Origin of the sequence: Streptomyces griseorubiginosus, assembly GCF_036345115.1 — a bacterium.
GTDB lineage: Bacteria > Actinomycetota > Actinomycetes > Streptomycetales > Streptomycetaceae > Streptomyces > Streptomyces griseorubiginosus_C.
Genome location: NZ_CP107766.1, coordinates 7,945,576 through 7,969,616 on the forward strand (window position 1 = coordinate 7,945,576; position 24,041 = coordinate 7,969,616).

The following is a 24,041-nucleotide window of genomic DNA, read 5'->3' on the forward strand; positions in this document are numbered from 1 at the left end:
CGGGCCGGGGCCGCGCACCTGGTCGCGCCGTTGCCGTACGCGAGGACACGCGTAAGCAGGGCAGTACCAGGGCGCGAGCACTGAGGAGCACCGTTGAGCAGGTTGCGCTGGCTGACCGCGGGGGAGTCCCACGGTCCCGCACTCGTGGCGACGCTGGAGGGCCTTCCCGCCGGTGTGCCCATCACCACGGAGATGGTGGCGGACCACCTGGCGAGGCGTCGGCTGGGCTACGGCCGCGGTGCCCGGATGAAGTTCGAGCAGGACCAGGTCACCTTCCTCGGCGGTGTCCGGCACGGTCTCAGCCTCGGTTCCCCGGTCGCGATCATGGTGGGCAACACCGAGTGGCCCAAGTGGGAGCAGGTCATGGCGGCCGACCCGGTCGACCCGGAGATCCTGGCGGGCCTCGCGCGCAACGCCCCGCTGACCCGCCCGCGCCCCGGCCACGCCGACCTGGCGGGCATGCAGAAGTACGGCTTCGACGAGGCCCGGCCGATCCTGGAGCGGGCCTCCGCGCGGGAGACGGCGGCCCGGGTGGCGCTGGGCGCGGTGGCCCGGTCGTACCTCAAGGAGACGGCCGGCATCGAGATCGTGTCGCACGTGGTCGAGCTGTGCTCGGTGAAGGCCCCGGCCGGGGTGTACCCGACGCCCGCCGACGTCGAGAAGCTGGACGCGGACCCGCTGCGCTGCCTGGACGCGGACGCGTCGAAGGCGATGGTGGCCGAGGTCGACCAGGCCCACAAGGACGGCGACACCCTCGGTGGCGTGGTCGAGATCCTGGCCTACGGCGTCCCCGTGGGACTCGGCTCCCACGTGCACTGGGACCGCAAGCTGGACGCCCGGCTGGCCGGTGCGCTCATGGGCATCCAGGCGATCAAGGGCGTGGAGCTCGGCGACGGCTTCGAGCTGGCCCGGGTGCCCGGGTCGAAGGCGCACGACGAGATCGTGGGCACTCCTGAGGGCATCCGGCGCACCTCCGGCCGCTCGGGCGGCACCGAGGGCGGGCTGTCCACCGGTGAACTCCTGCGCGTGCGGGCGGCGATGAAGCCGATCGCGACCGTGCCACGGGCCCTGCAGACCGTGGACGTGACCACCGGCGAGGCCGCGCAGGCCCACCACCAGCGCTCGGACGTGTCCGCGGTCCCCGCCGCCGGCATCGTCGCCGAGGCCATGGTCGCCCTCGTCCTCGCGGACGCGGTGGCGGAGAAGTTCGGCGGCGACTCGGTGCCCGAGACCCGCCGCAACGTGACCTCGTACCTCGAGAACCTGGCCATCCGATGAGCCCGCTGGTGGTGCTCGTCGGCCCGATGGGCGTGGGCAAGTCGACGGTCGGGCGGCTGCTGGCCGACCGGCTCGGCACCGGCTACCGGGACACCGACGACGACATCGTCACCGCGCAGGGCCGCAGCATCGCGGAGATCTTCGTCGACGAGGGCGAGCCCGCCTTCCGGGCCGTCGAGAAGGCCGCGGTGGCACGGGCGCTCGCCGAGCACGACGGCGTCCTCGCGCTGGGCGGCGGCTCGATCCTCGACGCGGACACCCGCGCCCTGCTGGCCGGGCAGCGGGTGCTGTACCTGTCGATGGACGTCGAGGAAGCGGTCAAGCGCACCGGCCTGAACGCGGCCCGCCCGCTGCTCGCGGTCAACCCGCGCAAGCAGTGGCGCGAGCTGATGGAGGCCCGCCGCTCGCTGTACGAGTCGATCGCCACGGCGGTCGTGGCCACCGACGGCCGTACGCCCGAAGAAGTCACCCGAATCGCGCTGGACGCACTGGAGTTGAAGGAAGCATGAGCGAGGCAGTGACGCGCATCCAGGTCGGCGGCACCGCGGGCAGCGAGCCGTACGAAGTCCTGGTGGGACGTCAACTCCTGGGTGAGCTGGGCGCGTTGGTGGGCGAGAAGGCCCAGCGGGTCGCCGTCATCCACCCCGAGGCGCTCGCCGACACCGGGGACGCGCTGCGCGCCGACCTCGCCGAGCAGGGCTTCGAGGCCGTCGCCATCCAGGTCCCGAACGCGGAGGAGGCCAAGACCGCCGAGGTCGCCGCCTACTGCTGGAAGGCGCTCGGCCAGTCCGGCTTCACCCGCTCCGACGTCGTGGTCGGCGTCGGCGGCGGCGCCACCACCGACCTCGCCGGGTTCGTGGCCGCCACCTGGCTGCGCGGGGTGCGCTGGATCGCCATCCCCACCACCGTGCTCGCCATGGTCGACGCGGCCGTCGGCGGCAAGACCGGCATCAACACCGCCGAGGGCAAGAACCTCGTCGGCGCCTTCCACCCGCCGGCCGGCGTCCTGTGCGACCTGGCCGCGCTGGACTCCCTGCCGGTCAACGACTACGTCTCCGGACTCGCCGAGATCATCAAGGCCGGTTTCATCGCCGACCCGGTGATCCTGGAGCTCATCGAGTCCGACCCCGAGGCCGCGCGCACCCCGGCGGGCCCGCACACCGCCGAGCTCATCGAGCGTTCGATCCGGGTCAAGGCCGAGGTGGTCTCCTCCGACCTCAAGGAGTCGGGACTTCGGGAGATCCTCAACTACGGCCACACGCTCGCCCACGCGATCGAGAAGAACGAGCGGTACAAGTGGCGGCACGGCGCCGCGGTCGCCGTAGGCATGCACTTCGCCGCCGAACTGGGCCGTCTGGCGGGCCGGTTGGACGACGCGACCGCCGACCGCCACCGCACCGTCCTGGAGTCGGTCGGCCTGCCGCTGCACTACCGCTACGACCAGTGGCCCAAGCTGCTGGAGACCATGAAGGTCGACAAGAAGTCGCGCGGCAACCTGCTGCGGTTCATCGTCCTCGACGGACTGGGCAAGCCGACCGTCCTGGAGGGACCGGACCCGGCCGTGCTGCTCGCCGCGTACGGCGAGGTCGGCCAGTAGCTCCCCGTGACGGGCGTTCCGCCCCACGGCGAGAGCGGTCGGTGGGTCCCGTGACGGGCGTTCCGTCGGATTCGCCTTGCGTCAGGGGCACTTCGGCATCCGCTCGGCCGTTTCACCAAATGAGGGCGCGGGGCGGTACCGTTCGGTGGCGAGCGGGGTAGGTACCGCCCTGTAACCAGCGCCGATCAGCCTGCCGCGAGTGAGCCGGAGGGGCGCGTCGGGTACGAGAGGACGAGCGAGCCGGGCCCGAGGGCCGGGTCCGGTCGGGCTCCCGGCACCGACGCGAGCGCCCCGACGGCGCACGAGCCGGCCAAGACGAGACGGAGTGGCACCGGATGCAGCACGCAGTGGGTTCTCCGCTGCCGCCGCCCCACCAGCCGGGGCACGGACCGGCCACCGGCTGGTCGCCGGCCGCACATCACCCGGGACCGCATCACCCGGGTGCGCACCAGGGCTCCGGCCCGGTGCCCCCACCGCCGCCGGCCCCGGGCTTCACCCCGGCTCCGGTCCCGCCGACACCGCCGCACGCCTCGGTCCCGCCGGCGTCCCCGCACTCGTCGGTCCCGCCCGCGCCGCCGCACGCACCGGCACCGCCCGCGCCCCAGCACGCACCCGGCCCACCCGCGCCGCCGCACCCGCCGGGTCCGGTGCCCGACACCACCGGCCATGTCCCGCTGCCGCCCGGCGCACCGGTGGGCGCCCCGAGCGCGCCGCCCGCCGCCGTGCCCGACCCCGCGGGCACCACCCTCGCCGTGCTCCTGATCGGCCCCGCCGGCGCCGGCAAGACGAGCGTCGCCAAGTACTGGGCCGACCACCGCCGCGTCCCCACCGCCCACATCAGCCTCGACGACGTCCGCGAATGGGTCCGCTCGGGCTTCGCCGACCCCCAGTCCGGCTGGAACGACCACTCCGAGGCCCAGTACCGCCTCGCCCGCCGCACCTGCGGCTTCGCCGCCCGCAACTTCCTCGCCAACGGCATCTCCTGCATCCTCGACGACGCGGTGTTCCCGGACCGGCCGGTGGTCGGCCTCGGCGGCTGGAAGCGGCACGTGGGGCCGGGCCTGCTCCCGGTGGTCCTGCTGCCCGGCCTGGAGATCGTCCTGGAACGCAACGCGGAGCGGTCCGGCAACCGCCGCCTCACCGACGAGGAAGTGGCGCGGATCCACGGCCGGATGGCGGGCTGGTACGGCTCCGGTCTGCCGATCATCGACAACAGCCAGATGGACGTACCGCAGACCGCGAAGGTCCTGGACGACGTCCTGGCGAGGTCGATAGCGAGCCCGCCGAGCTGGTAGCCGGGACCCGTTGGACCCACCAAGGGGCGCGGGGCCGTGCCGATATGCGGCTCCGCCGCGTGGGCGCGAGCGACCAGCCCCCACCGGCCCGCACATGACCAGCGACCCTCCCCACTCGGACTCCCTCAAAAAGCGACTTACCGGTAAAACTCCTACGCTCAAGTCATGTCAGAGGTGTACGCCACCCGCAGAGCCCGCCTACGCGACCGCTGCCAGGCCGGCGGCAGTCAATCCGCGCTGATCTCCCGACCGGCCAACGTCCGCTACCTCGCGGGCACCGCCCCGCGGGGCAGCGTGCTGCTGCTCGGCATGACCGAGGACCTGCTGGTGTGCTCCGGCCCCCCGGAGGACCGTCCCGGCACCGGCCGCCCCGACGAGACCCTGCGACTGCACTACCTGCCCGGCGCCGGGGGCGACCCCGCCGTCGCCGCGGCCGACCTCGCCACCGGCCAGGGCGTGGACTCGCTCGCCGTGGAGGAGGAGCACCTCACGGTCGCCCGGCACCGCGCGATCCGCTCCGTCGTACCCCGGCTCCGCCTCGCGGACCTCGCCGGCGCGGTCGAGCAGCTCCGGGTCATCAAGGACGAGGAGGAGATCTCCTGCCTGCGCATCGGCGCCGAGATCGCCGACCAGGCACTGGGCGAACTCCTGGAGTCCATCCTCGTGGGACGTACGGAACGGCACCTCGCCCTCGAACTGGAGCGCCGGCTCGTCGACCACGGCGCGGACGGCCCGGCCTTCGCCACCTCCGTGGGCACCGGCCCGAACTCCGGCCGCCGCGGCCACCGCCCCACCGACCGCCGGGTCGAGGAGGGCGATTTCCTCTCCGTCTGTCTGGGCGCGAGCTATCGCGGCTACCGTTGCGAGATCGGCCGCACCTTCGTCATCGGTACGTCCCCCGCGGACTGGCAGATCGAGCTGTACGACCTCGTCTTCGCCGCTCAGCGCGCCGGCCGCGAGTCACTGGCGCCCGGCGCCGAGTACCGCGAGGTGGACCGGGCGGCCCGGCAGGTGCTGGAGTCCGCGGGCCACCACGAGGGCCTGTCGTCCCTCACCGGACACGGTGTGGGACTCGAAATCGACGAGGACCCGCAGTTGGCCCCCGCGGCCATGGGTAAACTGGACGCTTGCGTGCCGGTCACCGTCGAACCGGGGGTCCACCTCCCGGGCCGGGGCGGTGTCCGGATCGATGACACGCTCGTCGTACGCCCCGAGGCGGACGGCGGACCCGAGCTACTCACCATCACGACCAAGGAGCTGCTCGCCCTGTAGGCAGAGGCGTGCGCCGGGGTCGTCCACGTCAGTCCAGGAGATTCCGCAACCGTGGCTTCCACGAACGACCTCAAGAACGGCCTGGTGCTCAAGCTCGAAGGCGGCCAGCTCTGGTCCGTCGTCGAGTTCCAGCACGTCAAGCCCGGCAAGGGCCCGGCCTTCGTGCGCACCAAGCTCAAGAACGTCCTGTCGGGCAAGGTCGTCGACAAGACCTTCAACGCCGGCGTCAAGGTCGAGACGGCCACTGTCGACAAGCGCGACATGCAGTTCTCGTACATGGACGGCGAGTACTTCGTCTTCATGGACCTGGACACCTACGACCAGCTCATGATCGACCGCAAGACGGTCGGCGACGCCGCCAACTTCCTGATCGAGGGATTCACGGCCACCGTCGCGCAGCACGAGGGCGAGGTGCTCTTCGTCGAGCTGCCGGCCGCCGTCGAGCTGACGATCCAGGAGACCGAGCCGGGTGTCCAGGGCGACCGCTCCACCGGCGGCACCAAGCCCGCCACCCTGGAGACCGGTCACCAGATCCAGGTCCCGCTCTTCATCACCACCGGTGAGAAGATCAAGGTCGACACCCGCACGAGCGACTACCTCGGCCGGGTGAACAGCTAACCGTGGCTGCCCGCAACACGGCCCGCAAGCGCGCCTTCCAGATCCTCTTCGAGGGCGACCAGCGCGGCGTCGACGTCCTGACGGTCCTCGCGGACTGGATCCGGCTCTCCCGGGAAGACACCCGGCAGCCCCCGGTCAGCGAGTACACGATGCAGCTGGTCGAGGGCTACGCGGAGCACGCGAAGCGCATCGACGAGCTGATCGCGCAGTACTCGGTCGGCTGGACGCTGGACCGGATGCCGGTCGTCGACCGCAACATCCTGCGGCTGGGCGCCTACGAGCTGATCTGGGCCGACGAGACCCCGGACGCCGTGGTGCTCGACGAGATGGTGCAGCTGGCGAAGGAGTTCTCCACGGACGAGTCGCCCTCGTTCGTGAACGGCCTGCTGGGCCGGCTCAAGGATCTGAAGCCTTCGCTGCGCCGAGACGAGGCGTGAGCCGAGCCGCCGAGGCGACCTCGAGACAAGCAGTGCCTGAGGGCCCGCAGCGTCACCGCTGCGGGCCCTCAGGCGTACGGGTGCGGGAAAGCGGCGCGAGGCCCGCAGAAAGCCGCCGGGGTGGCCGGAACAGTGAAGTCCCGGCCACCCCGGCGGCACGTTTCTGCTGAGGCTGGGGGCGGCTCAGCTCTCCTCGTGGGACACCGCGCGACGCGCGTCCGCGTCCAGCACGCCCCAGCTGATCAGCTGCTCGGTGAGGACCGAGGGCGACTGGTCGTAGATGACGGCGAGTGTGCGCAGGTCGTCCTGGCGGATCGAGAGCACCTTGCCGTTGTAGTCACCGCGCTGGGACTGGATCGTGGCCGCGTACCGCTGGAGCGGGCCCGCCTTCTCGGCCGGGACGTGAGCCAGTCGCTCCAGGTCCAGGACCAGCTTCGGCGGCGGTTCGGCGGCCCCGCCCGGAGTGGTGCCGGGCAGCAGCTCCTGCACCGGAACGCCGTAGAAATCCGCCAACTCGGCAAGGCGCTGCACGGTCACCGCGCGGTCGCCACGCTCGTACGATCCGACCACGACCGCCTTCCAGCGTCCCTGGGACTTCTCCTCGACACCGTGGAGGGAAAGGCCCTGCTGGGTGCGGATGGCCCGAAGCTTGGCCCCGAGCTGTTTGGCGTATTCGCTGGACATATAGCTCCCCGGACACTGGATCGACGCGGCTGCAGTGGTCCCGAGCCGCGCGCTGGTAACTCACTGTGAGGTTACGCAGCGTGACGCTTCTGCGTCAAGCCGAATGGTCCACACCGACTCTTCCGTGGTGGCGGAGGTCGATTGCGCCAAGGGGGTGACATGAGGCGCCGAAAGGGCCTGCTACCGTGGATGGCGCAAATCCGACGTCCTTTAAGGTCCGTCCCGTGAGGCGGAGAAGGAGGTCCGTTTCGTATGGACAAGCAGGACACTTCTGATATGGGCGCGTCCGATGCCCGGCCCGTTCTCGAGGGCCCCGACATCGCGCGTGTGCTGACCCGCATCGCCCACGAGATCGTCGAACGCGCCAAGGGCGCCGACGACGTGGTGCTCCTCGGCATTCCGACCCGGGGCGTCCACCTCGCCCAGCGGCTCGCCGCCAAGCTCGAGGAGATCACCGACCGCAAGATCCCGGTCGGTTCGCTCGACATCACCATGTACCGCGACGACCTGCGCATGCACCCGCCGCGCGCGCTGGCCCGCACCGAGATCCCCGGTGACGGTCTCGACGGCCGGCTGGTCGTCCTCGTCGACGACGTGCTCTTCTCCGGCCGCACCATCCGCGCCGCCCTGGACGCCCTGAACGACATCGGGCGCCCCCGCGCGGTGCAGCTCGCCGTCCTCGTCGACAGAGGCCACCGCGAACTGCCCATCCGCGCCGACTACGTCGGCAAGAACCTCCCCACGTCGCTGCGGGAGACGGTCAAGGTCCAGCTCGCCGAGGAGGACGGTCGCGACACCGTGCTGCTCGGCGTGAAGCAGACCCAGTAGCGAGCCCCGGGGCACGCCTCGCGTCGGCGTGCCCACGCTTGCCCGGAATCTCCCCCTGAACTGCCTTACGGAGCCTGACAGATGCAGCGTCATCTCATCTCGGCCGCCGACCTCACCCGCGACGACGCCGTCCTGATCCTCGACACCGCCGAGGAGATGGCCCGGGTCGCCGACCGGCCGATCAAGAAGCTGCCGACCCTGCGCGGCCGCACGATCGTCAACCTCTTCTTCGAGGACTCCACGCGCACGCGTATCTCCTTCGAAGCCGCCGAGAAGCGCCTCTCCGCGGACGTCATCAACTTCACCGCCAAGGGCTCCAGCGTCTCCAAGGGGGAGTCCCTCAAGGACACCGCGCAGACCCTGGAGGCCATGGGCGTCGACGCCGTCGTCATCCGGCACGGTGCCTCCGGGGCGCCGTACCGCCTCGCCAACTCCGGCTGGATCGACGCCGCCGTCATCAACGCGGGCGACGGCACCCACCAGCACCCCACCCAGGCCCTGCTGGACGCGTTCACGATGCGGCGCCGGCTCGTCGGCCGGGACGCGGGGCTCGGGCAGGACCTGTCCGGCAAGCGCATCACGATCGTCGGGGACGTCCTGCACAGCCGGGTCGCCCGCTCCAACGTCGACCTGCTGCACACCCTCGGCGCCGAGGTCACCCTCGTCGCCCCGCCCACCCTGGTGCCGGTCGGCGTCGAGACCTGGCCGTGCGAGGTGGCGTACGACCTCGACGGCACGCTCGCCAAGTCCGACGCGGTGATGATGCTGCGCGTGCAGCGCGAGCGCATGAACGCCGCGTTCTTCCCGACCGAGCGGGAGTACTCCCGGCGCTACGGCCTGGACGGGGACCGCATGGCGCGGATGCCGGAGCACGCCATCGTGATGCACCCGGGGCCGATGGTCCGGGGCATGGAGATCACCGCCGAGGTCGCCGACTCGGACCGCTGCACCGTCGTGGAGCAGGTCGCAAACGGAGTCTCCATCCGGATGGCCGTCCTGTACCTCCTTCTGGGCGGCAACGAGCCCGCCGTCAGCCACACCCGTATCGAGGAGAAGTAAGTCACATGAGCAAGATCCTGATCCGTGGTGCGAAGGTCCTCGGCGGCGAGCCGCAGGACGTGCTGATCGACGGTTCGACGATCGCCGAGGTGGGCGTCGGTCTGAGTGACGAGGGCGCCGAGGTCGTCGAGGCGGCCGGCAAGGTGCTGCTGCCGGGCCTGGTCGACCTGCACACCCATCTGCGCGAGCCGGGCCGCGAGGACTCCGAGACCGTTCTGACCGGCACGCGCGCGGCGGCGAGCGGCGGCTACACGGCCGTGTTCGCCATGGCCAACACCTTCCCGGTGGCCGACACCGCCGGCGTCGTCGAGCAGGTGTACCGGCTCGGCCAGGAGCACGGCTACTGCGACGTGCAGCCCATCGGTGCCGTGACCGTCGGCCTGGAGGGCAAGAAGCTCGCCGAGCTCGGCGCCATGCACGAGTCGGCCGCCGGGGTCACCGTTTTCTCCGACGACGGCAAGTGCGTCGACGACGCCGTGATCATGCGGCGCGCCCTGGAGTACGTGAAGGCCTTCGGCGGGGTCGTCGCCCAGCACGCGCAGGAGCCGCGGCTGACCGAGGGCGCCCAGATGAACGAGGGGATCGTCTCCGCCGAGCTGGGGCTCGGGGGCTGGCCCGCGGTGGCCGAGGAGTCGATCATCGCCCGGGACGTCCTGCTCGCCGAGCACGTCGGTTCCCGCGTGCACATCTGCCACCTGTCGACCGCGGGGTCCGTCGAGATCGTCCGCTGGGCCAAGTCCCGCGGCATCGACGTCACCGCCGAGGTCACCCCGCACCACCTGCTCCTCACCGACGAGCTGGTGCGCACCTACAACCCGGTCTACAAGGTGAACCCGCCGCTGCGCACCGAGCAGGACGTGCTGGCGCTGCGCGAGGCGCTCGCCGACGGCACGATCGACATCGTCGCCACCGACCACGCGCCCCATCCGCACGAGGACAAGGACTGCGAGTGGGCCGCGGCCGCCATGGGCATGGTCGGCCTGGAGACCGCGTTGTCAGTGGTGCAGGAGACCATGGTGGAGACCGGGCTCCTCGACTGGGCCGGGGTCGCCGAGCGCATGTCCGTCACGCCCGCGAGGATCGGGCGGGCGGCGGGCCACGGCCGTCCCGTCTCGGCTGGTGAGCCCGCCAACCTCACGCTGGTCGACACGGAATACCGTGGGTCGGTGGACCCCGAGGGCTTCGCCTCGCGCAGCCGCAACACTCCGTACGAGGGGCGTGAGCTGCCGGGCCGTGTCACCCACACCTGGCTCCGGGGCAAGGCCACGCTCGTCGACGGGAAGCTCACGTGACACCTGTAATCCTGCTCGCGGCCGAGAAGAAGTCGGCCGAGGTCACCGACTGGGCCGCCCGTATCGGCTGGCTCGTCGGCCTCGCCCTCTTCGTCGCGCTCGTCTACTGGCTGATGCGCGAGGGCTGGAAGTGGCGCGGCACGCTCCAGGGTGACCTGCCCGAGCTCCCCACCGCGCCGGACGACCCGGGCCCCGCCAGACTGACCATGAGCGGCCGCTACCACGGCTCCACCACCGCCGGGCAGTGGCTCGACCGGATCGTGGCGCACGGCCTCGGCACCCGCAGCCGGGTCGAGCTCACGCTCACCGACGCGGGACTGGACGTCGTACGCCCCGGCGCGAGCGACTTCTTCATCCCGCGCGCGGCCCTGCGGGAAGCGGTGCTCGGCAAGGGCATCGCCGGCAAGGTCCTGACCGAGGGCGGGCTGCTCCTGGTGACCTGGGCGCACGGCGAACGGCTGATCGACTCGGGCTTCCGGTCCGACCACGCGGCCGAGCACACCGAGTGGGTCGACGCCATCAACTCCATGATCAACAAGACGGAAACGGAAGGCGCACGATGACGACCTCCACCAGGGGAACCGCGAAGGTTCCCGCCGTACTCGTCCTGGAGGACGGCCGGATCTTCCGCGGCCGTGCCTACGGGGCCGTGGGGGAGACCTTCGGTGAGGCCGTGTTCTCCACCGGCATGACCGGCTACCAGGAGACCCTGACCGACCCGTCGTACGACCGCCAGATCGTCGTCGCGACCGCCCCGCAGATCGGCAACACCGGCTGGAACGACGAGGACGACGAGTCCCGCCGCATCTGGGTCTCCGGCTACGTCGTGCGCGACCCCGCGCGCGTGCCGTCCAACTGGCGCGCCAAGCGGTCCCTGGACGACGAGCTGGTCGCGCAGGGCATCGTCGGGATCTCCGGCATCGACACCCGCGCCCTCACCCGCCACCTGCGCGAGCGCGGCTCCATGCGCGCCGGGATCTTCTCCGGCGAGGCGGTCGCCGCCGACTCCGAGCTCGTCGCGCGCGTGCAGGCCCAGCCGCACATGAAGGGCGCCTCGCTCTACGAGGAGGTCGCCACCAAGGAGACGTACGTCGTCCCCGCGGTCGGTGAGAAGAAGTTCACCGTCGCCGCGATCGACCTCGGCATCAAGGGCATGACCCCGCACCGCATGGCCGAGCGCGGCATCGAGGTGCACGTCCTGCCCGCCACGGCGAGCGTCGAGGACGTCTACGCGGTGAACCCGGACGGTGTGTTCTTCTCCAACGGCCCGGGCGACCCGGCCACCGCGGACGGCCCCGTCGCGCTGATGACCGCCGTACTGGAGCGCAAGACGCCCCTGTTCGGCATCTGCTTCGGCAACCAGATCCTCGGCCGCGCGCTCGGCTTCGGCACCTACAAGCTGAAGTACGGCCACCGGGGCATCAACCAGCCCGTGCAGGACCGCACCACCGGCAAGGTCGAGGTGACCGCGCACAACCACGGCTTCGCCGTCGACGCGCCGCTCGACAAGGTCAGCGAGACGAAGTTCGGCCGCGCCGAGGTCTCCCACGTCTGCCTGAACGACAACGTCGTGGAGGGGCTCCAGCTGCTCGACCAGCCGGCCTTCTCCGTCCAGTACCACCCCGAGGCGGCGGCGGGCCCGCACGACGCCGCCTACCTGTTCGACCGCTTCACGTCTTTGATGAGCACCGTCATGGAGGGCCAGCGTGCCTAAGCGCACCGATATCCAGTCCGTCCTGGTCATCGGCTCCGGCCCGATCGTCATCGGCCAGGCCGCCGAGTTCGACTACTCCGGCACGCAGGCGTGCCGGGTCCTGAAGGCCGAGGGCCTGCGGGTCATCCTGGTCAACTCCAACCCGGCGACGATCATGACCGACCCGGAGATCGCCGACGCCACCTACGTCGAGCCGATCACCCCGGACTTCGTCGAGAAGATCATCGCCAAGGAGCGCCCGGACGCCCTGCTGCCCACCCTGGGCGGCCAGACGGCCCTCAACACCGCGATCTCGCTGCACGAGGCCGGCACCCTCGACAAGTACGGCGTCGAGCTGATCGGTGCCAATGTCGAGGCGATCAACAAGGGCGAGGACCGCGACCTGTTCAAGGGCGTCGTCGAGGAGGTCCGCAAGAAGATCGGGCACGGCGAGTCCGCCCGCTCGGTCATCTGCCACTCCATGGACGACGTCATCAAGGGCGTCGAGACGCTCGGCGGCTACCCGGTCGTGGTCCGCCCGTCCTTCACCATGGGCGGCGCCGGCTCCGGTTTCGCGCACGACGAGGAGGAGCTCCGCCGCATCGCGGGCCAGGGCCTCACGCTCTCGCCGACCACCGAGGTGCTCCTGGAGGAGTCCATCCTCGGCTGGAAGGAGTACGAACTGGAGCTGATGCGCGACAAGCACGACAACGTCGTGGTCGTCTGCTCCATCGAGAACTTCGACCCCATGGGCGTGCACACCGGTGACTCGATCACCGTGGCGCCCGCGATGACGCTCACCGACCGCGAGTACCAGGTCCTGCGGGACGTCGGCATCGCGATCATCCGCGAGGTCGGCGTCGACACCGGCGGCTGCAACATCCAGTTCGCGGTGAACCCCGAGGACGGTCGCGTGATCGTCATCGAGATGAACCCGCGCGTGTCGCGCTCCTCGGCGCTCGCCTCCAAGGCGACCGGCTTCCCGATCGCCAAGATCGCCGCGAAGCTCGCGGTCGGCTACACCCTGGACGAGATCCCGAACGACATCACCGAGCAGACCCCGGCCTCCTTCGAGCCGACACTCGACTACGTCGTGGTGAAGGCCCCCCGGTTCGCCTTCGAGAAGTTCCCCTCCGCCGACTCGACGCTGACCACCACCATGAAGTCGGTCGGCGAGGCCATGGCGATCGGCCGGAACTTCCCCGAGGCCTTCCAGAAGGCGCTGCGCTCGCTGGAGAAGAAGGGCAGCCAGTTCACCTTCGTGGGCGAGCCCGGCGACAAGAAGGCGCTCCTGGAGGAGTCCGTACGGCCCACCGACGGCCGTATCAACACCGTCATGCAGGCCATCCGCGCGGGCGCCACGCCCGAGGAGGTCTTCGACTACACGAAGATCGACCCCTGGTTCGTTGACCAGCTCTTCCTGATCAAGGAGATCGCGGACGAGCTCGCCGCCGCCGAGCGCCTGGACGCCGGCCTGCTCGCCGAGGCCAAGCGGCACGGGTTTTCCGACCAGCAGATCGCCGAGATCCGGGGCCTGCGGGAGGACGTGGTGCGCGAGGTGCGGCACGCGCTCGGTGTCCGCCCGGTCTACAAGACGGTCGACACCTGCGCCGCCGAGTTCGCCGCCAGGACGCCGTACTTCTACTCCTCCTACGACGAGGAGAGCGAGGTCGCGCCGCGCGAGAAGCCCGCGGTGATCATCCTGGGCTCCGGTCCCAACCGCATCGGCCAGGGCATCGAGTTCGACTACTCCTGCGTGCACGCCTCCTTCGCGCTGTCCGACGCCGGGTACGAGACGGTGATGGTCAACTGCAACCCGGAGACCGTCTCCACCGACTACGACACCTCCGACCGGCTGTACTTCGAGCCGCTCACGCTGGAGGACGTCCTGGAGATCGTCCACGCCGAGCAGCAGGCAGGGCCCGTCGCGGGCGTCATCGTGCAGCTCGGCGGGCAGACCCCGCTCGGCCTGTCGCAGGCGCTCAAGGACAACGGCGTGCCGGTCGTGGGCACCTCGCCCGAGGCCATCCACGCCGCCGAGGACCGCGGCGCCTTCGGCCGCGTCCTCGCCGAGGCGGGCCTGCCGGCCCCCAAGCACGGCACCGCCACCACCTTCACCGGCGCCAAGGCCATCGCGGACGAGATCGGCTACCCGGTCCTCGTCCGGCCCTCCTACGTCCTCGGCGGCCGCGGCATGGAGATCGTCTACGACGAGACCCGCCTGGAGGCCTACATCGCCGAGTCGACCGAGATCAGCCCCTCGCGGCCGGTCCTCGTCGACCGCTTCCTGGACGACGCGATCGAGATCGACGTCGACGCGCTCTACGACGGCCAGGAGCTGTACCTCGGCGGCGTGATGGAGCACATCGAGGAGGCCGGCATCCACTCCGGCGACTCGGCGTGCGCGCTGCCGCCCATCACCCTGGGCGGCCACGACATCAAGCGGCTGCGGGCGTCCACGGAGGCCATCGCGAAGGGCGTCGGGGTCCGCGGACTGATCAACATCCAGTTCGCGATGGCCGGCGACATCCTCTACGTCCTGGAGGCCAACCCGCGCGCGTCCCGCACCGTCCCCTTCACCTCGAAGGCGACCGCGGTGCCGCTCGCCAAGGCCGCCGCCCGGATCTCACTGGGCGCGACCGTCGCCGAACTGCGCGCCGAGGGCCTGCTCCCGGCCAACGGCGACGGCGGCGAGCTGCCGCTGGACGCGCCGATCTCCGTCAAGGAGGCCGTCATGCCGTGGTCGCGCTTCCGCGACATCCACGGCCGCGGCGTCGACACGGTCCTCGGCCCGGAGATGCGCTCCACCGGCGAGGTCATGGGCATCGACTCGGTCTTCGGCACGGCGTACGCCAAGTCGCAGGCCGGCGCCTACGGCCCGCTGCCCACCAAGGGCCGCGCGTTCATCTCGGTCGCCAACCGCGACAAGCGTTCGATGATCTTCCCGGCCCGTGAGCTGGTCGCGCACGGCTTCGAGCTGCTCGCCACCTCCGGCACCGCCGAGGTCCTCAAGCGCAACGGCATCAACGCCACGGTGGTGCGCAAGCAGTCCGAGGGCCCCGGCCCCAACGGCGAGAAGACCATCGTCCAGTACATCCACGACGGCGAGGTCGACCTCATCGTCAACACCCCCTACGGCACCGGCGGCCGCCTCGACGGCTACGAGATCCGTACGGCGGCCGTGGCGCGGTCGGTCCCGTGCCTGACGACGGTCCAGGCGCTCGCCGCCGCCGTCCAGGGCATCGACGCCCTCAACCACGGTGACGTGGGCGTCCGTTCGCTCCAGGAACACGCGGAACACCTGACCGCGGCCCGCGACTAGCAGCCCTGAGGGGGACACCGGAAACGGTGTCCCCCTCTTCGTGAGGACACCATGTCTTCGTGAGGACACCATGTACAAGATCTTCTTCAACCTCGTCTTCCAGCACATGGACCCCGAGAAGGCCCACCACCTGGCCTTCCGCTGGATCCGCCTCGCGGCCCGCGTCCCTGTGCTGCGCACGTTCGTCGCGGCCGCCCTCGCGCCACGCTTCCGGGAACTGCGCACCGAGGCCTTCGGGCTGCGCATGCACGGCCCCTTCGGCCTGGCCGCCGGCTTCGACAAGAACGCCGTCGCCGTCGACGGCATGGCGATGCTCGGCTTCGACCACATCGAGATCGGCACGGTCACCGGGGACGCCCAGCCGGGCAACCCCAAGAAGCGGCTCTTCCGCCTCGTCCCGGACCGCGCTCTGATCAACCGCATGGGCTTCAACAACGAGGGCTCGCTGGCCGTGGCGGCCCGTCTCGCCTCCCGCGAGCCGGTCTTCAAGACCGTCGTGGGCGTCAACATCGGCAAGACCAAGGTCGTTCCCGAGGCCGAGGCCGTCGGCGACTACGTGAAGTCGGCCGAGCGGCTCGCGCCCTTCGCGGACTACCTCGTCGTGAACGTGTCGTCGCCCAACACGCCCGGGCTGCGCAACCTCCAGGCCGTCGACCACCTGCGTCCGCTCCTGACCGCCGTCCGCGAGGCCGCCGACCGCATCGTCGCGAACCGCCGGGTGCCGCTCCTGGTCAAGATCGCGCCCGACCTCGCCGACGAGGACGTCGACGCGGTGGCCGACCTGGCCGTCGAACTCGGTCTGGACGGCATCATCGCCACCAACACCACCATCGCGCGCGAGGGCCTGAGGTCCGCGCCCGCCTTGGTGAAGGAGACGGGCGGACTCTCCGGCGCGCCCCTCAAGGAGCGCTCCCTGGAGGTCCTCAGGCGCCTGTACGCGCGCGTGGGCGACCGGATCACCCTGGTGGGCGTCGGCGGCGTCGAGAACGCCGAGGACGCCTGGCAGCGCATCCTGGCCGGTGCCACGCTGGTCCAGGGCTACAGCGCGTTCGTCTACGAGGGCCCGTTCTACGCCCGGGCCATCCACAAGGGACTCGCCGCGCGCCTGCGCACGAGCCCGTACGCCACCCTCGCCGACGCGGTCGGCGCCGACGTGAGGAAGACGGCATGACCTCGTACGAGCCCTTCGGCGCCCGCCTGCGCCGCGCCATGGACGAGCGCGGCCCGCTGTGCGTCGGGATCGACCCGCACGCCTCGCTGCTCGCCGAGTGGGGCCTGAACGACGACGTGGCCGGTCTGGAGCGGTTCAGCCGCACCGTCGTCGAGGCGCTGTCCGACCGGGTCGCCGTGTTCAAGCCCCAGAGCGCGTTCTTCGAGCGCTTCGGCTCCCGCGGGGTCGCCGTACTGGAGCAGACGGTCCAGGACGCGCGTGCCGCCGGTGCGCTGGTCCTCATGGACGCCAAGCGCGGCGACATCGGCTCGACCATGGCCGCGTACGCCGAGGCCTTCCTGCACAAGGACTCGCCGCTGTTCTCGGACGCGCTGACCGTGTCGCCGTATCTCGGTTACGGCTCGCTGTCGCCGGCCGTCGCGCTGGCGCGGGAGAGCGGCGCGGGCCTGTTCGTGCTCGCGCTCACCTCCAACCCGGAGGGCGGCGAGGTCCAGCACGCGGTCCGCGCGGACGGCCGCGACGTCGGCGCGACCATGCTGGCCCACCTGGCCGCCGAGAACTCCGGGGAGGAGCCCCTGGGGTCCTTCGGCGCCGTCGTAGGGGCCACGCTCGGCGATCTGTCGTCCTACGACCTGGACATCAACGGCCCGCTCCTCGCACCCGGAGTCGGCGCCCAGGGGGCCACTCCGGCCGATCTGCCCCGGGTCTTCGGGAAGGCGATCGGCAATGTCGTCCCGAACGTCAGCCGGGGAGTGCTGCGGCACGGACCGGACGCCGGCGCGCTGCGCGCGGCCGCCGGGCGGTTCGCGGAGGAGATCCGAGCGGCGCTGCCGACCGGGTGACCGGTTCGATTTCCGCGTTCGAGTCCCCCGACGAGTGGCTCGGCGGATGGCTCAGCGCGTGGGGAGAGGCCCGCTTGAGTCTGAATACATCCTCAAATCCGGGGCAATATGTCAGAAATGTCCGAGCTGGCGCAGGCTGACCAGGACTTTTCCGCTGTTCTCGCTGACTCTGGCGGAGTTGGCCGCTAGTCTCCGAGCAGAGTCAAAGGGCAAGCGTGTTGCTCGTGGCTCCCCAGGTGTGGGGCGACTAGGTTCCTCACCGGTCCGTATCCGACAGTTCGACATCCGAGGTGACGTAGGCGTGGCTCTTCCGCCCCTTACCCCTGAACAGCGCGCAGCCGCGCTCGAAAAGGCCGCCGCGGCTCGCCGGGAGCGGGCCGAGGTCAAGAATCGACTCAAGCACTCCGGCGCCTCTCTTCACGAGGTCATCAAGCAGGGCCAGGAGAACGACGTCATCGGCAAGATGAAGGTCTCCGCCCTGCTCGAGTCCCTGCCGGGCGTGGGCAAGGTCCGCGCCAAGCAGATCATGGAGCGACTGGGCATCTCCGAGAGCCGCCGTGTACGCGGCCTCGGTTCCAACCAGATCGCTTCGCTGGAGCGTGAGTTCGGCAGCACCGGTTCCTGAGCCCGGGCACTCCGGGATTGCTGGAATAATCGCTGTATGAGTGAACGTCCGCGGCTGACCGTGCTCTCCGGCCCCTCAGGGGTCGGCAAGAGCACGGTCGTCGCCCATATGCGCAAGGAACACCCCGAGGTCTGGCTCTCGGTGTCGGCGACGACCCGCAAGCCCCGCCCCGGCGAGAAGCACGGCGTCCAGTACTTCTTCGTCACCGACGAGGAGATGGACAAGCTGATCGCCAACGGCGAGCTTCTGGAGTGGGCCGAGTTCGCCGGCAACCGCTACGGCACGCCGCGCGCGGCCGTCCTGGAGCGGCTGGAGGCGGGCGAGCCCGTCCTCCTTGAGATCGACCTCCAGGGCGCCCGGCAGGTCCGTGAGTCCATGAAGGACGCCCAGCTGGTGTTCCTGGCTCCTCCCTCCTGGGAGGAACTGGTGCGCAGACTCACCGGACGGGGCACCGAGCCGCCCGAGGTGATCGCACGCCGCCTGGAGGCGGCGAAGGTCGAACTGGCGGCTGAACCAGAGTTCGACGAGACCTTGGTCAACACCTCCGTCGAGGACGTGGCGCGCGAGCTGCTAGCCTTGATGGATGTCCTGTGATCGTCATCGGTCACTGACACTGATTCTTTCCCATCCATCGGAAGGTAGAGCGTGTCCTCTTCCATCTCCGCGCCCGAGGGCATCATCAACCCGCCGATCGACGAGCTCCTCGAGGCCACCGACTCGAAGTACAGCCTCGTGATCTACGCGGCCAAGCGGGCCCGCCAGATCAACGCGTACTACTCGCAGCTCGGCGAGGGCCTCCTCGAGTACGTCGGTCCGCTGGTGGACACCCACGTCCACGAGAAGCCGCTCTCGATCGCCCTCCGCGAGATCAACGCGGGTCTGCTGACGTCCGAGGCCGTCGAGGGCCCGGCGCAGTAGTACGTTCAGATTGCAGTTGGCTTTCCACAGGCCCGGCAGCGCGACTGTCGGGCCTGTGGTGTGTCATGGAGTCGTAGGTTCGAGGAAGGGGAGACCTGGTGGACAAGCCGAAGGTCGTGCTGGGGGTCAGCGGTGGCATCGCCGCCTACAAGGCCTGCGAGCTGCTGAGAAGGCTCACCGAGTCCGGTCACGACGTCCGCGTGGTGCCCACCGCCTCCGCTCTGCACTTCGTCGGCGCCGCCACCTGGTCAGCCCTCTCCGGCCACCCGGTCTCCACGGAGGTCTGGGACGACGTCCACGAGGTCCCGCACGTCCGCATCGGACAGCACGCCGACCTCGTGATCGTGGCCCCGGCCACCGCCGACATGCTCGCCAAGGCCGCCCACGGCCTCGCGGACGACCTGCTCACCAACACCCTCCTCACCGCCCGCTGCCCGGTCGTCTTCGCGCCCGCGATGCACACCGAGATGTGGGAGCACCCGGCCACCCAGGAGAACGTGGCGACGCTGCGGCGGCGCGGCGCGATCGTGATCGAACCCGCCGTCGGCCGCCTGACCGGCGTCGACACCGGCAAGGGCCGGCTGCCCGAGCCGTCCGAGATCTTCGAGGTGTGCCGCCGCGTCCTCGCCAGGGGAGTGCGGGAGCCCGACCTCGCCGGACGGCATGTCGTCGTCAGCGCGGGCGGCACCCGCGAGCCCCTCGACCCGGTCCGCTTCCTCGGCAACCGCTCCTCCGGCAAGCAGGGCTACGCCCTCGCCCGCACCGCCGCCGCGCGGGGCGCCCGGGTCACGCTCGTCGCGGCGAACACCGGTCTGCCCGATCCGGCCGGCGTGGACGTCGTCCCGGTGGGGACGGCCGTACAACTGCGTGAGGCGGTCCTGAAGGCGGCGGCCGACGCCGACGCGGTCGTCATGGCGGCCGCGGTCGCGGACTTCCGGCCGCGGGACTACGCCACCGGAAAGATCAAGAAGAAGGACGGCCAGGACCCCGAGCCCGTCGTCCTGGTGCGGAATCCGGACATCCTCGCCGAGATCTCGGCCGAGCGGGCCCGCCCCGGCCAGGTCGTCGTCGGCTTCGCCGCCGAGACCGACGACGTCCTGGCCAACGGCCGTAGGAAGCTGGAGCGCAAGGGCTGCGACCTCCTCGTCGTCAACGAGGTGGGCGAGCGCAAGACCTTCGGGTCCGAGGAGAACGAGGCCGTGGTGCTCGGCGTCGACGGCAGCGAGACCCCGGTGCCGCACGGCCCCAAGGAGTTCCTGGCCGAAACCGTCTGGGACCTGGTGGCGCGTCGCCTCTCCTGAATGTTTCATTCGTTTCTCGGTCCCCTCAAACCTCTGCCACAGTCGCGTGGCGCCCCTGGTCAAGCCCGCTCGGAATTGGGCACAATGCCCGTGCCGCAGGTCACGGCACTCCCGAGTGGCGAGACAGGGAGGCCGGTGGCCGAGGACGACCGATAAGCTGTTCTCGGACGATGCCGGGCGCAGCCCCCGAGCCCGTCCGCCAATGATCAGCCAGCAGCCGCTGCAACCCCAGGGAGCGTTGTGTCCCGTCGCTTGTTCACCTCGGAGTCCGTGACCGAGGGTCACCCCGACAAGATCGCTGACCAGATCAGTGACACCATCCTCGACGCGCTGCTCAAGGAGGACCCGACGTCCCGGGTCGCCGTCGAGACCCTGATCACCACCGGTCTGGTGCATGTGGCCGGTGAGGTCACCACCAAGACCTACGCGCCGATCGCCCAGCTGGTGCGCGAGAAGATCCTGGAGATCGGTTACGACTCCTCCAAGAAGGGCTTCGACGGCGCTTCCTGCGGTGTCTCGGTGTCGATCGGCGCGCAGTCGCCCGACATCGCGCAGGGCGTCGACACGGCGTACGAGAACCGTGTCGAGGGCGACGAGGACGAGCTGGACCGCCAGGGCGCGGGCGACCAGGGCCTGATGTTCGGGTACGCGACGGACGAGACCCCGACCCTGATGCCGCTGCCGATCTTCCTGGCGCACCGTCTGGCCAAGCGCCTGTCCGAGGTCCGCAAGAACGGCACCATCCCCTACCTGCGCCCCGACGGCAAGACGCAGGTCACCATCGAGTACGACGGCGACAAGGCCGTCCGCCTCGACACCGTCGTGGTCTCCTCGCAGCACGCCTCCGACATCGACCTGGAGTCGCTGCTGGCCCCCGACATCCGCGAGTTCGTCGTGGAGCCGGAGCTCAAGGCGCTCCTGGACGAGGGCATCAAGCTGGACACGGACAACTACCGTCTCCTGGTCAACCCGACCGGTCGCTTCGAGATCGGCGGCCCGATGGGTGACGCCGGCCTGACCGGCCGCAAGATCATCATCGACACCTACGGCGGCTACGCCCGCCACGGTGGTGGTGCCTTCTCGGGCAAGGACCCGTCCAAGGTGGACCGTTCGGCGGCGTACGCGATGCGCTGGGTCGCCAAGAACGTGGTGGCCGCGGGTCTGGCCTCGCGTTGCGAGGTCCAGGTGGCGTACGCGATCGGCAAGGCCGAGCCGGTCGGTCTGTTCGTGGAGACCTTCGGCACCGCGAAGATCGACACCGACAGGATCGAGAAGGCGATCGACGAGGTCTTCGACCTGCGTCCGGCCGCGATCATCCGCGACCTCGACCTGCTGCGCCCGATCTACTCCCTGACGGCGGCGTACGGCCACTTCGGCCGCGAGCTGCCCGAGTTCACGTGGGAGAAGACGGACCGGGTCGAGGCGCTGCGCAAGGCCGCGGGGCTGTAGGCCTGTAGCGCTCCAACGGTTTGCCGCGAGGCCCGGTGTCCCTTCGGGGGTGCCGGGCCTCGGCGTTTCCTCCGTCGCGTTCGTTCGGTGACGGCGCGTCGTAGGCGATTCCTGGCAGGCAGGGGTGGGGCGAGGGCGGGGTCGGGCGCGGCCGTGTGTCAGTGGGGTCTGGTACCAATGATGCTGTGAGCAGCGAGAACGAGGGGGCGGAGCGCTCGGGGGAGGCCGGGGCGCCGGAGCAGCTTGCGTTTATTCGGGAGAGTGTGCGTAAGGCCAAGGTGCCGCGGGCCAAGCCCAGGACGTGGCGGGGGGCCGCGTTGGCCAAGGAGCTGCCCGTTGCCCGGGTGCTGGTCGACAAGGGGGTGCTGCATCTTGATCGGTACTTCGACTACGCGGTGCCCGAGGAGCTCGACGCCGACGCGCAGCCGGGGGTGCGGGTGCGGGTGCGGTTCGGGGCCGGGCGGGGGCGGGTCAGGGACGGGCGGCGTGAGGGCGGGGGGCTGATCGACGGGTTTCTGGTCGAGAGACTCGCCGCGTCGGACTACTCCGGGCCTCTTGCCGCGCTCGCCCAGGTCGTGTCTCCGGAGCCGGTGCTCAGTGAGGAACTGCTGGGCCTCGCCCGGGCCGTCGCCGACCGGTATGCGGGGAGCCTCGCCGATGTGTTGCAGCTCGCCGTGCCGCCTCGCAGTGCCCGGGCCGAGCAGCGGCCCTCGCCCGAGCCCCTGCCGCCGCCCGGGGCGCCTGAGGTGGGGTCCTGGGGGCGGTACGAGCGTGGGGGCGCGTTTCTGGAGTCGCTGGCCTCGGGGGGCGCGCCCCGCGCGGTGTGGAACGCCCTGCCCGGGCCGGAGTGGAGCGAGGAGCTGGCGCGGGCCGTCGCGGCGACCCTGGCCTCCGGGCGGGGTGCCCTGGTCGTGGTGCCGGACGGGCGTGCCGTCGCCCGGGTCGACGCCGCGCTGACCTCGGTGCTGGGGGAGGGGCGGCATGCGGTGCTGACCGCCGACGCCGGGCCGGAGAAGCGGTACCGGGAGTGGCTGGCCGTGCGGCGAGGGGCCGTGCGGGCCGTGGTCGGGACGCGGGCCGCCATGTTCGCCCCCGTGCAGGACCTTGGCCTCGTCGCTCTGTGGGACGACGGCGACGACAGCCACAGTGAGCCGCACGCCCCGCAGCCGCATGCGCGAGAAGTGCTGCTGCTGCGGGCCGCTCAGGACAAGTGCGGTTTCCTGCTGGGGAGTTGGAGCTGCACCGTGGAGGCGGCCCAGCTCGTCGAGAGCGGGTGGGCGCGGCCGCTCGTCGCCTCACGGGAGCAGGTGCGGGCCGTCGCTCCGCTGGTGCGGACCGTCGGGGACCAGGATCTCGCACGGGACGAGGCCGCGCGGGCGGCCCGGCTGCCGACGCTCGCCTGGCAGGCCGTCAGGGACGGGCTGCGGCACGGGCCGGTGCTCGTGCAGGTGCCGCGGCGGGGGTATGTGCCGCGGATGGCGTGCGCCAACTGCCGGGCGCCGGCACGGTGCCGGCACTGCGCCGGGCCGCTGGAGGGGCAGGAGTCCGGAGCCGCCCTGCGGTGCGGGTGGTGCGGGCGGGAGGAGGGTGCCTGGCACTGTCCCGAGTGCGGGGGGTTCCGGCTGCGGGCCCAGGTGGTGGGGGCACGGCGTACCGCGGAGGAGTTGGGGCGGGCGTTTCCGGCTGTACCGGTGCGGACGTCGGGGCGTGAGCATGTGCTGGACACCGTGCCGGGGGCGCCGGCGCTGGTGGTGAGTACGCCGGGGGCGGAGCCGGTCGCCGAGGGCGGGTATGCGGCGGCGCTGCTGCTGGACGGGTGGGCCATGCTCGGGCGGCCCGATCTGCGGGCCGGGGAGGACGCGTTGCGGCGGTGGATCGCGGCGGCGGCGCTGGTGCGGGGGCAGGGGGCCGGGGGGACGGTGGTGGTGGTCGCCGAGCCGACTCTGCGGCCTGTGCAGGCGTTGGTGCGGTGGGATCCCGTGGGGCATGCGGTGCGGGAGTTGGGGGAGCGGGCGGAGTTGGGGTTTCCGCCGGTGTCGCGGATGGCGGCGGTGTCGGGGGCGGGGGAGGCGCTGGCCGGGTTCATGGCGGCGGTGGAACTGCCTGCGGAGGCGGAGGTGTTGGGGCCTGTGCCGTTGCCGGTGACGGGGGTCGGGGGGCCTCGGAGGGTGGGGGCGCCGCCGGTGGGGGAGCGGTGGGAGCGGGTGTTGGTGCGGGTGCCGCCGGGGAAGGGGGCGGCGTTGGCCGCTTCGCTGAAGGCGGCGCAGGCTGCGCGGATGGCTGCGCGGGGGGAGGGGGTGGTGTGGGTGCGGGTGGATCCGCCTGACATTGGGTGACGGGGTTGGTTTTCGGGTGCAGGT

General features: G+C 71.1%; 22 protein-coding genes. 21 read left to right on the forward strand and 1 reads right to left on the reverse strand.

The genetic code is table 11. The annotated features are described in order from the left end of the window. Positions 1-93 precede the first annotated feature (93 nt). The 7 genes from aroC (at position 94) to nusB (ending at position 6,497) form a co-directional block, all read left to right on the forward strand. Positions 94-1,278 (forward strand): chorismate synthase, encoded by a 1,185-nt coding sequence (aroC, locus tag OHN19_RS35935; protein ID WP_330268184.1) that lies wholly within the window; start codon positions 94-96, stop codon positions 1,276-1,278. After that, the gene (locus OHN19_RS35940) at positions 1,275-1,787 is read left to right on the forward strand and encodes a shikimate kinase (protein WP_330268185.1); all 513 of its coding nucleotides are present in this window, start codon (positions 1,275-1,277) and stop codon (positions 1,785-1,787) included. Before aroC ends, OHN19_RS35940 begins: the two co-directional genes overlap by 4 nt. Continuing rightward, positions 1,784-2,875, forward strand: a complete 1,092-nt coding sequence (gene aroB / locus OHN19_RS35945) for a 3-dehydroquinate synthase (protein ID WP_020138095.1) — start codon at positions 1,784-1,786, stop codon at positions 2,873-2,875. Before OHN19_RS35940 ends, aroB begins: the two co-directional genes overlap by 4 nt. 335 nt (positions 2,876-3,210) lie before the next feature. Beyond that, on the forward strand, positions 3,211-4,170 hold the full coding sequence (locus tag OHN19_RS35950) for a Pro-rich N-terminal domain-containing protein (protein ID WP_330268186.1): 960 nt from the start codon (positions 3,211-3,213) through the stop codon (positions 4,168-4,170). Between the two features lie 165 nt (positions 4,171-4,335). After that, positions 4,336-5,442, forward strand: a complete 1,107-nt coding sequence (locus OHN19_RS35955) for an aminopeptidase P family protein (RefSeq protein WP_330268187.1) — start codon at positions 4,336-4,338, stop codon at positions 5,440-5,442. Positions 5,443-5,493: 51 nt separating this feature from the next. Beyond that, complete coding sequence (gene efp / locus OHN19_RS35960) at positions 5,494-6,060, forward strand: elongation factor P (RefSeq protein WP_037714883.1); 567 nt, start codon at positions 5,494-5,496, stop codon at positions 6,058-6,060. A 2-nt stretch (positions 6,061-6,062) separates the two neighbouring features. Next, positions 6,063-6,497 carry a transcription antitermination factor NusB gene (gene nusB, locus OHN19_RS35965; RefSeq protein ID WP_123759504.1) on the forward strand — a complete coding sequence of 145 codons (435 nt, stop codon included), beginning with the start codon at positions 6,063-6,065 and terminating at the stop codon, positions 6,495-6,497. Between the two features lie 183 nt (positions 6,498-6,680). Here the strand turns inward: nusB and bldD are convergent, their stop codons facing one another. Then, positions 6,681-7,181 (reverse strand): transcriptional regulator BldD, encoded by a 501-nt coding sequence (gene bldD / locus OHN19_RS35970; RefSeq protein ID WP_003956405.1) that lies wholly within the window; start codon positions 7,179-7,181, stop codon positions 6,681-6,683. A 252-nt stretch (positions 7,182-7,433) separates the two neighbouring features. On the opposite strand from bldD, the gene pyrR reads away from it, so the two are divergent. The 14 genes from pyrR to OHN19_RS36040 all read left to right on the forward strand — a co-directional run bounded on the left by pyrR (position 7,434) and on the right by OHN19_RS36040 (position 24,017). Further along, the gene (gene pyrR / locus OHN19_RS35975) at positions 7,434-8,009 is read left to right on the forward strand and encodes a bifunctional pyr operon transcriptional regulator/uracil phosphoribosyltransferase PyrR (protein WP_330268188.1); all 576 of its coding nucleotides are present in this window, start codon (positions 7,434-7,436) and stop codon (positions 8,007-8,009) included. 81 nt (positions 8,010-8,090) lie between these two features. After that, positions 8,091-9,068 carry an aspartate carbamoyltransferase catalytic subunit gene (locus tag OHN19_RS35980; protein ID WP_330268189.1) on the forward strand — a complete coding sequence of 326 codons (978 nt, stop codon included), beginning with the start codon at positions 8,091-8,093 and terminating at the stop codon, positions 9,066-9,068. 5 nt (positions 9,069-9,073) lie between these two features. Next, on the forward strand, positions 9,074-10,360 hold the full coding sequence (locus tag OHN19_RS35985; RefSeq protein WP_330268190.1) for a dihydroorotase: 1,287 nt from the start codon (positions 9,074-9,076) through the stop codon (positions 10,358-10,360). After that, on the forward strand, positions 10,357-10,923 hold the full coding sequence (locus tag OHN19_RS35990; protein ID WP_330268191.1) for a hypothetical protein: 567 nt from the start codon (positions 10,357-10,359) through the stop codon (positions 10,921-10,923). Before OHN19_RS35985 ends, OHN19_RS35990 begins: the two co-directional genes overlap by 4 nt. Beyond that, complete coding sequence (carA, locus tag OHN19_RS35995; protein ID WP_330268192.1) at positions 10,920-12,074, forward strand: glutamine-hydrolyzing carbamoyl-phosphate synthase small subunit; 1,155 nt, start codon at positions 10,920-10,922, stop codon at positions 12,072-12,074. The genes OHN19_RS35990 and carA overlap by 4 nt, the downstream gene beginning before the upstream one ends. Continuing rightward, the gene (carB, locus tag OHN19_RS36000; protein WP_330268193.1) at positions 12,067-15,375 is read left to right on the forward strand and encodes a carbamoyl-phosphate synthase large subunit; all 3,309 of its coding nucleotides are present in this window, start codon (positions 12,067-12,069) and stop codon (positions 15,373-15,375) included. The genes carA and carB overlap by 8 nt, the downstream gene beginning before the upstream one ends. A 70-nt stretch (positions 15,376-15,445) precedes the next feature. Beyond that, positions 15,446-16,546: a quinone-dependent dihydroorotate dehydrogenase gene (locus OHN19_RS36005; RefSeq protein WP_330268194.1), complete on the forward strand. Its 1,101-nt coding sequence runs from the start codon at positions 15,446-15,448 to the stop codon at positions 16,544-16,546. Further along, positions 16,543-17,388 carry an orotidine-5'-phosphate decarboxylase gene (gene pyrF / locus OHN19_RS36010; RefSeq protein ID WP_330268195.1) on the forward strand — a complete coding sequence of 282 codons (846 nt, stop codon included), beginning with the start codon at positions 16,543-16,545 and terminating at the stop codon, positions 17,386-17,388. Before OHN19_RS36005 ends, pyrF begins: the two co-directional genes overlap by 4 nt. Positions 17,389-17,689: 301 nt before the next feature. After that, the gene (locus tag OHN19_RS36015; protein WP_003977346.1) at positions 17,690-18,013 is read left to right on the forward strand and encodes an integration host factor; all 324 of its coding nucleotides are present in this window, start codon (positions 17,690-17,692) and stop codon (positions 18,011-18,013) included. 36 nt (positions 18,014-18,049) lie between these two features. After that, entirely contained in the window at positions 18,050-18,607 is a 558-nt protein-coding gene (gmk, locus tag OHN19_RS36020; RefSeq protein WP_330268196.1) for a guanylate kinase, read from the forward strand. Positions 18,608-18,658: 51 nt separating this feature from the next. Continuing rightward, entirely contained in the window at positions 18,659-18,931 is a 273-nt protein-coding gene (gene rpoZ / locus OHN19_RS36025) for a DNA-directed RNA polymerase subunit omega (RefSeq protein WP_003988945.1), read from the forward strand. A 98-nt stretch (positions 18,932-19,029) separates the two neighbouring features. Continuing rightward, positions 19,030-20,232 (forward strand): bifunctional phosphopantothenoylcysteine decarboxylase/phosphopantothenate--cysteine ligase CoaBC, encoded by a 1,203-nt coding sequence (gene coaBC, locus OHN19_RS36030; RefSeq protein WP_330268197.1) that lies wholly within the window; start codon positions 19,030-19,032, stop codon positions 20,230-20,232. Between the two features lie 240 nt (positions 20,233-20,472). Next, entirely contained in the window at positions 20,473-21,681 is a 1,209-nt protein-coding gene (gene metK / locus OHN19_RS36035; protein ID WP_330268198.1) for a methionine adenosyltransferase, read from the forward strand. A 185-nt stretch (positions 21,682-21,866) separates the two neighbouring features. Next, positions 21,867-24,017, forward strand: coding sequence for a primosomal protein N' (locus OHN19_RS36040; RefSeq protein WP_330268199.1), 2,151 nt, complete (start codon positions 21,867-21,869; stop codon positions 24,015-24,017). Positions 24,018-24,041 lie beyond the last annotated feature (24 nt).